Source organism: Tepidibacter formicigenes DSM 15518, from assembly GCF_900142235.1.
In the GTDB taxonomy this organism is placed as follows: domain Bacteria; phylum Bacillota; class Clostridia; order Peptostreptococcales; family Peptostreptococcaceae; genus Tepidibacter; species Tepidibacter formicigenes.
Genome location: NZ_FRAE01000054.1, coordinates 7,521 through 16,594 on the forward strand (window position 1 = coordinate 7,521; position 9,074 = coordinate 16,594).

At 24.2% G+C, this 9,074-nt stretch carries 8 protein-coding genes, 1 pseudogene and 1 CRISPR repeat array; all 9 genes and pseudogenes read right to left on the reverse strand.

Annotated features, from left to right (window positions below):
* Positions 1-4 precede the first annotated feature (4 nt).
* Positions 5-369: a CRISPR direct-repeat array (repeat unit 30 nt; unit sequence GTTTAAATACATCTAATGTTAAGGTTCTAC).
* 179 nt (positions 370-548) lie between these two features.
* Positions 549-836, reverse strand: coding sequence for a CRISPR-associated endonuclease Cas2 (gene cas2 / locus BUA77_RS09830; protein ID WP_072889688.1), 288 nt, complete (start codon positions 834-836; stop codon positions 549-551).
* Positions 837-839: 3 nt separating this feature from the next.
* Entirely contained in the window at positions 840-1,844 is a 1,005-nt protein-coding gene (gene cas1b, locus BUA77_RS09835; protein ID WP_084605695.1) for a type I-B CRISPR-associated endonuclease Cas1b, read from the reverse strand.
* Positions 1,845-1,869: 25 nt separating this feature from the next.
* A complete protein-coding gene (cas4, locus tag BUA77_RS09840; RefSeq protein ID WP_072889691.1) occupies positions 1,870-2,364 on the reverse strand; it encodes a CRISPR-associated protein Cas4 in 495 nt (164 codons plus the stop codon).
* 23 nt (positions 2,365-2,387) lie between these two features.
* Positions 2,388-4,670, reverse strand: a complete 2,283-nt coding sequence (locus tag BUA77_RS09845; protein WP_072889694.1) for a CRISPR-associated helicase/endonuclease Cas3 — start codon at positions 4,668-4,670, stop codon at positions 2,388-2,390.
* On the reverse strand, positions 4,670-5,374 hold the full coding sequence (gene cas5, locus BUA77_RS09850) for a CRISPR-associated protein Cas5 (RefSeq protein WP_072889696.1): 705 nt from the start codon (positions 5,372-5,374) through the stop codon (positions 4,670-4,672). Before cas5 ends, BUA77_RS09845 begins: the two co-directional genes overlap by 1 nt.
* Positions 5,374-6,306, reverse strand: a complete 933-nt coding sequence (gene cas7i / locus BUA77_RS09855) for a type I-B CRISPR-associated protein Cas7/Cst2/DevR (protein ID WP_072889698.1) — start codon at positions 6,304-6,306, stop codon at positions 5,374-5,376. Before cas7i ends, cas5 begins: the two co-directional genes overlap by 1 nt.
* A gap of 11 nt (positions 6,307-6,317) precedes the next feature.
* On the reverse strand, positions 6,318-8,012 hold the full coding sequence (locus tag BUA77_RS09860; RefSeq protein WP_072889700.1) for a hypothetical protein: 1,695 nt from the start codon (positions 8,010-8,012) through the stop codon (positions 6,318-6,320).
* 5 nt (positions 8,013-8,017) lie between these two features.
* Positions 8,018-8,710, reverse strand: a complete 693-nt coding sequence (gene cas6, locus BUA77_RS09865; RefSeq protein WP_072889702.1) for a CRISPR-associated endoribonuclease Cas6 — start codon at positions 8,708-8,710, stop codon at positions 8,018-8,020.
* Positions 8,711-8,800: 90 nt separating this feature from the next.
* Positions 8,801-9,074, reverse strand: a pseudogene (locus BUA77_RS13900) (IS701 family transposase); the annotation flags it as partial.

Consider the following 9,074-nt stretch of genomic DNA (forward strand, 5'->3'; position numbering starts at 1 on the left):
AAGTGTTTAAATACATCTAATGTTAAGGTTCTACATATAAACATAACAGAAATATTAGAAGACTCTAAAGGTTTAAATACATCTAATGTTAAGGTTCTACTTACCTAAATTATCAAATAATTCTTCTTTTTTATTTTCATACGTTTAAATACATCTAATGTTAAGGTTCTACAAAATGTTTGCGTTCGCTTGAATTTACTACTACAAAGTTTAAATACATCTAATGTTAAGGTTCTACAGAAGATATTTTTTTAAATAGTCTTATAAATGCGAGGTTTAAATACATCTAATGTTAAGGTTCTACGTATTTAAACAAAGTGGCAAAATTACTGAAATTGAGTTTAAATACATCTAATGTTAAGGTTCTACCTCTGAAAAATACACATTTTTAAAAGCGCTAAATAGCTTTAACCCTTTATAATAACACAATTTTATTAATTTTTTCCCAACCTCTACACTTATAATTATAGCTCTTATATTTGCCCCTTGTAAATCTTTATTTTTCAATATATCTATAGATTTTATTCAAATTTTAGGTTGGTAAAATATCATAATATTAATGCTTCAGTATCCTTTCTTTTTATCCCTAAAGTTTCTTCATCAAAGCTTTCTTTGTTTAAAAGTTTTATAATTGATACAAAATCATGTGATTCATCTATCACCTTTTTTATATCAGATTTAAGCTTTATTAAATTAGATGGTGTAATCGGACCTCTAAAAACAGAATTTTGATGATGATGAAAATATTTTTTACATATTTTAAATACCTTATTAACCCTCTTTTCTCCTACATCATAAAAAACAAAAGCATAATTATAATTGTAATTTCTCGCCATGGCTTAAACCATCTCCTTCATACTAAATGGTCTAAATTCTTTACCTTCCATTATAAATTTTATTAGTTTATATCCATCCAATTTAATAGCAGTCTTATAGCTTATTTTTCTTTTTAATCTTGGATGCTGAAATACACTTTCAAATCTCTTCTCAATTGCTTCAACAAATACTTTTTTACCAGCTGTATTTAATAAACAATAATTTAATTCTTTATCAAAATGTTTACCTACTTGTATTTTTCTATTATTAACTAATTCAAAAATTGTCTTATATACAATAACAGGTTTAAAAACTTCCGCTAAATCTAAACTTAGAGAAAATCTTCCTTCTGATGGCTCATGTAAATAACTTATACTTTGATTTAAATGAGTATTATATATTTGAGATACTGTTTTAGAATAAAGTATTGAATTTCCAAAAGATATAAGTGCATTCATTGGATTATCTGGTGGTCTTTTTACTCTTTTATTAAATATAAAAGTTTCAGGTAAGAAATATTTAAAACAGCTATAGAATCTTTGCCATATTTCACCTTCTATATAAAGAATACGCTTTATATCTAAGTTTTCATTTTTTAGATATTTAAATACTTCTTCTTTCAGCCAATCTATGGTTGATTTTACTTCTTTCTTATCATGCTTGTAATAATGATATAATACTTCATATATATTATCTGCTATTCCTTGTACAATAGCTTTTGCTATAACTTCTCTATTTTCTAAATATGATTTAGCTTGCTTTACAGTTAAATTACCACTTATAAGTTGTTCTTTTGGATAAAAGCTTCCACTATAGTGTCCATAATAATTAAAAAAATGAATAGTTATTCCTGCTTTAGCTATAAAATCTAAAAGCTTAGTATTTACAGTAACTTCATTTAAGCAGTAAATTTCTTTAGTTGATTCTATAGGTATATAAAAATTCCCATTTTCATTACGAAAAGCAATAGAATTATCTTTTCTCTTAAGTTCTCCAACACTCATTATATATCTTGTACTATTCCTCATAATACACCCCTCTTTACTAAAAACATTATATATAACAGTATTCATAATAAGCACATTTTTTACATTTTTTATCTTTTTCTGGCTCTGGTATAATTGGTTGAGTTATTAATTCATTGATTTTATCTATAAGCTTTTCTAATTCTTCTTCAATATCATCTGTAAGCTCTAAATATATTGTTTTTTTATTTTGTTTGTTTTTTTCATCAAATTCAAGTTTTCCTTTTCTATATATTCCCTTATCTTTTAATTTTTTTAGATAAAACAATGTCTGCCACTTAGCAGCTTCTACATCTGCATCAGATTTTTTTATTTCTACTAAGTATTCATCTGTTATTTTATCTATTTTTATATTGTCTATGGTTATCTCTGATTTTTTATTTTTTTCACTTTTAAGTTCATGTATCACTCTTCCTATATGAACATCTTCACTGTTATCTTCTAAATTAATTCTATTAGAAAAAAGCCAACACTGACGTTTACAGTGAAAATAATAATTTATAACTGTACCACCTATTTTCATAAATACAGCTCCCCTGTCTTTATTTATATATCTATTACCACATTACGCATACTATCTTTTGATAAATCTACACCTTCTTCATAAGAATAAGGTATTTCTAATACATCATAATATCTCTTTTCCTCAATATTTTTTTTAAATGCTCTATACTCACTTTCACTTAAATATGCACCTAATGAAATAGTATGTTCATAATCCTTTCTTTTTTCACCATTTATTCCTTTGTTATAATCTTCTAATAAAATATAATCTTTTTTAGCAAATTTAATATCTCTTAAATTATAAACATCTTCACTTTTACTTATCCCTAAATTTTCCTTTAGTATTCTATCAAATGTTTTTTCTCCTTCATTAAAATTATCCTGAATTTCATTTTGTATCTGCTTATCTTTTACAATTTCATCGTACACAGTATTTAGCCATTTGTTATATTCACTTATCTTATGAAGTCCTTCGTTTATAGTTTTATATGTTATATCAAGTAATCCTTCTACATAAGGCTTACTTTCAACATCTTTATATATGTAGATAACTCCTTTATTATCTGATTTTTTTCTATTTACTCTACCAAATCTCTGTATTAAAGAATCTATCGGGGCTAAATCTGTATACATTACATCAAAATCTATATCAAGAGAAACCTCTACTACTTGTGTTGCTACAAGTATAAAATTTTGTTTATCTTTTAATCTTCTCATTATTTCTTTTTCTTTTTCAACTCTATGGCATTTTTTAAATGAAGAATTATATAAAACTATATTTTCCTTTCCAACTTCATTTTTTAATAAATCATATACTTCTTTAGATTTTTTTACAGTATTTTTTATAATCAATACATTTTTGCCATTTTCATAGTCTTTTTTTATTTTATCTATATCATCTTCTATTTTTTTATCTACCTTATAAATATAATTAGGATTAGCTTCAAATAAATCTTTCTGAGTTATAACTGGATATTTATTTTCATCCTCTATATTAATCATTTTTTTAATTGCATTTGGTATAGATGCACTCATTAAGCAAACAGGAACTTCATATTTATCACAAAGTTCTAAAAATCTTTTCATAAATCCCATCATTTTAAAATCATAAGAATGAACTTCATCTATTATTACAGCAGATTTTAAAAAGTTAAAAGTTGCTATATTATATCTTCCTATATTTAAAAAGTTTTTAAAAAGCCCATCAACAGTTCCAACTGTAAATGAATTATTAAAGGTTTTGCCAAATAAAATTTTTGAATCAAATGATTTATCTATATCTTTACCTTCTTCTGATAATTGTTCTTCTAAATATATTGTTGCAGATGAATGTACAAGCCCAGTATTATCAAACACTTTTTCTACTCTCTCATATAATTTATTTGAAGTTGTTTGAGTTGGAAGTGTGTATATAACCTTATCTTTTATATCACTTATATTATTCATAGCCCAAAAATAAGATCCTTCTGTTTTACCTGATCCTGTAGGTACTTCAACAAGAACACTTCCTTTATGAGCTGCAAGTTCTTTTTGAAAACCTCTAGGAATAAACTTTTCAATTTCTAAAGCTTCTTGTAATTTATTACACAGCTGCTTTTCATCAAATATTTTTTCAAAATCAAGCTTTAAATTAATTCCTTCAAATTGTGCCGATGCTCTCCAATCAGCAATATTAATTATTCCTAATACATAAGAATATAGTATTCTTAATTTTTCTAAATCTTTTTTATTAATATATTTTAATTTTTTTATAGTGCTTTTTATTTTACTTCCTAGTGTTTTTCTTTGAATAAATTTATACTCAAAATTATATTTACATTCCTTATTTAAAAATTCTTCATACCAGTTTTTGTATTCATAAAAAAAGTCTTTTGCTTCTTCTAAAAAACTATGTTCATATTGGCTTTCATTTTCAACTCCTAGAAAAGCTGTATTTCTTTTTAAAATTGAATGATGATTAAGTACAGTCAAAAATAATAAATTTATATTTTCTTCATCATCTTCATCATTTGTAAAAGTAAATAAGAAGTTTTCAATATTACTTGTTATATTGCTAGAATAAAGAGAATGGTATGATTTTTTTATATTTCCTTTTATATATTCCTGAAATTCATTCGTTGCTTTTCCTATATCATGAAAAAAAGCAGAAAAGAAAAGTAAATCTTTAATCTTATCTTTATTAAAACCCGTTAGCTTTTGTATCTTTTCTAAGTCTTTATCTTTTATTAAATCAATAGTAAATGAAAGGACACTCTTAGTGTGTCCCTCTAAACTTTGATATTCAAATTTCCCATTACTAAGTTCTTTTTTCTTCGCTATTATCATTAATAAAACACCACCTTATTAATTCCATCTTCATATATAGGTATGTCACTTTTAATTTCTACTTTACAATTCATATACTCAACTTGCTTTCCTTGCTTTATTATTTCTCTTTTTGTTCTTACTCCTTTTTTTACATCAACAGAGTATTTTAACGGTGTTATATTTGAAGCTGGAAGATATATATCTTCATCAATATCCATTTTTACTCTATATTTAATTTCATCACCTATAAATACTGAATTTATTATATTATCCTCATTCTTCTTTAAGTATACTTCCTCGACATCATATATTTTTATAATTTCATCATCTAAACCTAATGCTGGTACAGATTTAGGATTTTTAAGAGCATCTAAAACTTCATTTTTTATATTTTCATCATTTATTTTTAAATAAATTGTATATGTAGCTTTATAAAGCTTATCTCTTCTTATAACGCTTCTACCTCTATTACCTTTTTTAAAATTTTTATAACCCCAAAGATCTTTAGTTTTTCCTTGTATATTATCTATAACTACAGACACATCAAATAAATCATTATATAAAGCATCATAGTACCACTTTTCAGATTTTCTTAGTATATTAGTAATCATTCCTATTATCGCCGTTTTCGGTGGTGCTAAAAATGTCTTATGATAAGTTCTAAAGAAAGGTATTCTAAAGGAATTTAGAATACCCTCTACTTTAAATTTTATAACTTGCATTATTTATCACCCTTTTTTAAGCTATCAAGAGCTTTGTTTACATTTAAAACCTCATATCCTTTTTCAGAGAATTTTTTAACTATTTCATCGTAATTATTAAATACATTCTTAGCTATTCCTATTTTCACATTGTTAATTACTTCTTTGTTATTTTCAAGTTCTTCTATTATAATATCTACATTTAAATTTTTATTTTTATCTACACTTAAAATATTTAATAAGAATGGATTACCTATCTTTTGATTTATTGCTATAACAAACTTAGGTGATATATCTTCTAAATTTCTACTTTGCTTTGCTCCTCCATTTAGATATTTTATAGAATCTATAAATATATTTATCCTCTCATTTATTTTTTCATCTTCAAGCATTTTAGTTTCTTCATATGTATATTCATTTATGTCTTTTCCTACTTTATCTAAATCAACAACAATATTACCTCTCATATAATTTAATGTATCTATTTCAACTTGAACTATATTTCCACTTTTTTTGCTTTCATCTTCTACCTTTTGTTTTCTAGTTAAATAATCATATTCTCCTTTATATGGAAGAAGAGATAGCATTGGGGCTACTTTAACAACAGACCATCTTCTCCCAGCATTAGGAAACATATATCCAAATAAATCCATATCTATAAATTTTTGAAACATTAATTTTTTATCATTAAATTTTCCTTTTTTAAATATTTTATCTTGAACATCTCCAAAATGAGGACTACCATCTTCATCTACAGAAGAAATACTTTCTCCAAGTTCTCTTAAAGTTTCTTTTAAATATCTTCTTATAGCTTGTCCTGATATATATACAAATTCATTTCCTTCATAATCACTAACCTTTTTTATAGGAGTTATGTTTCCTCCCATACCTTCTGAGCCATTTAATGAAGCTAGATTAACCTTTGATATATAATTTATGTTTAAAAATTCCATTCCCATACCTCCTATTTATTATCTTTATTTTTAGCATAATTTACAGATTGATATTTATTTACAGCATATATAGCCATATAATCTCTTATTACTTCCCAATCATCACTATTATTACTTAAATACTCTAAAACTTCACAGAGTGTACTTTTAAATTCACTTTTAACGTATACCTTTTCACTTTTTTTAAGTATTTCAAAACTTAAACCTGACAAATAACTTACAAATTGATTGTGATTTTTTATATTTCTAATTCTATAAATTAAATCTTTGCTATCTAAATCAGCACATATCTTTCCTATTCCTTCTCCCATTAATTTTCCTTTTTCATGTAAATTCATTATTCTATCACCCCTTTTTAAAAACTTTAAATATTCACTTTCAAAAGAATATAATTTTTTTCCTAATGATCCAATTTTGTATTTTAATAAATTGAAGCTCAAGTTATAGTATTCTTTTCTTAAATCTTTAAATGAGAGTAATTTATCACAAAATCTTTTCGTAGTTGTCTTTCCTTTGTCTTTTTCTTTATTGTCATTTTGAGAAAATGCAGTTAATATTTTAAATATATATTTATAAAGATTTCCATCTTCATCATATTTTTTTAATTCTTTAAATAAACTAAATAATTTATATGCTTGTGTATATTCAACTAAAGAAGGCTTGAGCTTTGCGTCTATATATGTAATAAAACTAATTTCTTTAATGCTTTCAAATAATTTTTTTCTTTTTGTATCAATATCTTCTTCATAATCCTTTATTTCTAAGGAATTTAAATAAGAAAATATATAAAGTAAACTTTTAAGTCTAAACTCTTCTTCATTTGTACTTAAATGAATATATTGATTTTCTACTCCATCACCTTTAAACATTTCAAACATATTCATATTAGTTTGAAACTCTATAATTTCTCCATCTTTTTCTGTTTTTGCATTTTGTTCAGATATATTTAAATCTTTTTTCAATCTTGTAAGAGCTTTTAAATTACTTGAATTAGGGTATATTATAAATGTATTGTCTTTATCTTTCATATTATAAAACTTTCTAGCTTTAACTCCATAAAAATATATAAGCATGTCCCATTTATCAATATATTCCTTGTCTTTTAACATATCATTAAAGTACTTATCTCCACCTTTAAATGTATGTACTTTAGAGTCAAATTTTAATATTTCTTCTTTAAAATAATATTCAGTATAGTTGTTTGTAAATTCTTCTAAGGTTATATAAATCGGAATATTGCACTTATTATCTTCTTTAAATTTATTTGATTTTTTAAATAAATCATCACACTCTTTTACATTAATTCCATTATCATCACAAAATTTAGAACATTCATTATAAAGCTGTTCTGTTGTTTTATTTAATTCTTTTGGAGTCACATATGAATATGAATATTTAACATCATTTCCACTTGCTTTATCTTTTACATCAAATTTTTTATCATAAATAAACTTTTCTTGTTCTTTATAATAATAAATCCTATTATTATCAGTTCTATAAACTATGTTTAACTCTTTAACTAAATACGCAAACATTTTTTTGAATATTTCATCTTCTTTTTCTTCATCAAATATAAGTTCTAATCTATCTTCATATATTTTTATTTCTAAATCATCTATTTCATCCTTTAAAATTTGCTTAATGTTAACAAGTCCATTGTTATAAAAAAAGTCTTTTGTCTTAAAAACTTTAGTTGTCTCTCCCAATAATATCACCCCTTAATACAGCAAAAGCCTGCTCCTAATGATGAATTTTTTTCTCCAAGGCCTGCCCCTAGTGCTATGTATGCAAGCTTTTTAGAAATTTCATCCTCGTTTATCTTAAAGTTGATTTTGTATCCCAGCATTTTTTTGCCTTTATAGCTGTAAGCTAAAGGTTTTTTGCCAATACTAAATTTTTCAATAAAATATTCTTCTAGTTCTATATCTTCTTTATAAACCTCTTTATATTTTTTAACAAGATTAACTTGAAGTCTATTTATAAATAGTTCAATATCTCCATCTTCTTTTTTCCATGGCTTGTTATCCACTGTAACAATAACAGGAGTTACTGTAGAAAATTCTTTAAAATCTTTCATTTTTAAATTTCTTTTTTCTATAGATAAAATTTCAATTTCATCGTCTTTTAGTTTTTTCATACATGTCCTAATTTTATTTATAAATTGTTTATCTAAACTTCTTAGTTTAAATATATACATCTTTTGAGCTTTATAATTTTTATCTTTTTCTATAGGAAAAAAAGAATTGAAGCAATACATTTTATACTTCCTTTTTTTATGTTCTTCTTTCAAATAATCATCTAATAACATAGATTTATTTATTTTTTTACTTATAAATTCATTAGCATCTGTATAATATACATCTTTTTTTAATAAACAAGATATAATTAATTCATAATAGATCAATATCCCACCCCTTTTTTGTCAAATCTCATAAATACTATAAAAGTGCAATTTTACTTGAAAAATTTTACAGTTAAATAGCCAAAGTCATTTCTATGCAATTTTCAGATACTCAAAAATTTTATTAATAGGTTCACCTTGTATTGCAGCATTATAAATATTAATAACTTGTGTTTTTCTTAAATTGTTTTGTATTTTTTTAAATCCAGTGTTGAAACTTAAGGCTACGCCTGAACATAATTTGGAGTAAGTGTAAGCTACTAACATTATTATTAGATATCTAGTAATACTTTTTTGGCTTCTAACTTGATATCCATTTAATCCTAAATTTCTTTTACAATCTCTAAAAAATGGTTCTATTATCCAT

Excerpts from the sequence above, each read along its gene's own strand:
- cas2 (WP_072889688.1), bottom strand. The coding sequence starts at position 836 with ATGGCGAGAAATTACAATTATAATTATGCTTTTGTTTTTTATGATGTA.
- cas5 (WP_072889696.1), bottom strand. The coding sequence starts at position 5,374 with ATGCAAGTTATAAAATTTAAAGTAGAGGGTATTCTAAATTCCTTTAGA.
- cas7i (WP_072889698.1), bottom strand. The coding sequence starts at position 6,306 with ATGGAATTTTTAAACATAAATTATATATCAAAGGTTAATCTAGCTTCA.
- cas1b (WP_084605695.1), bottom strand. The coding sequence starts at position 1,844 with ATGAGGAATAGTACAAGATATATAATGAGTGTTGGAGAACTTAAGAGA.
- BUA77_RS09845 (WP_072889694.1), bottom strand. The coding sequence starts at position 4,670 with ATGATAATAGCGAAGAAAAAAGAACTTAGTAATGGGAAATTTGAATAT.
- cas4 (WP_072889691.1), bottom strand. The coding sequence starts at position 2,364 with ATGAAAATAGGTGGTACAGTTATAAATTATTATTTTCACTGTAAACGT.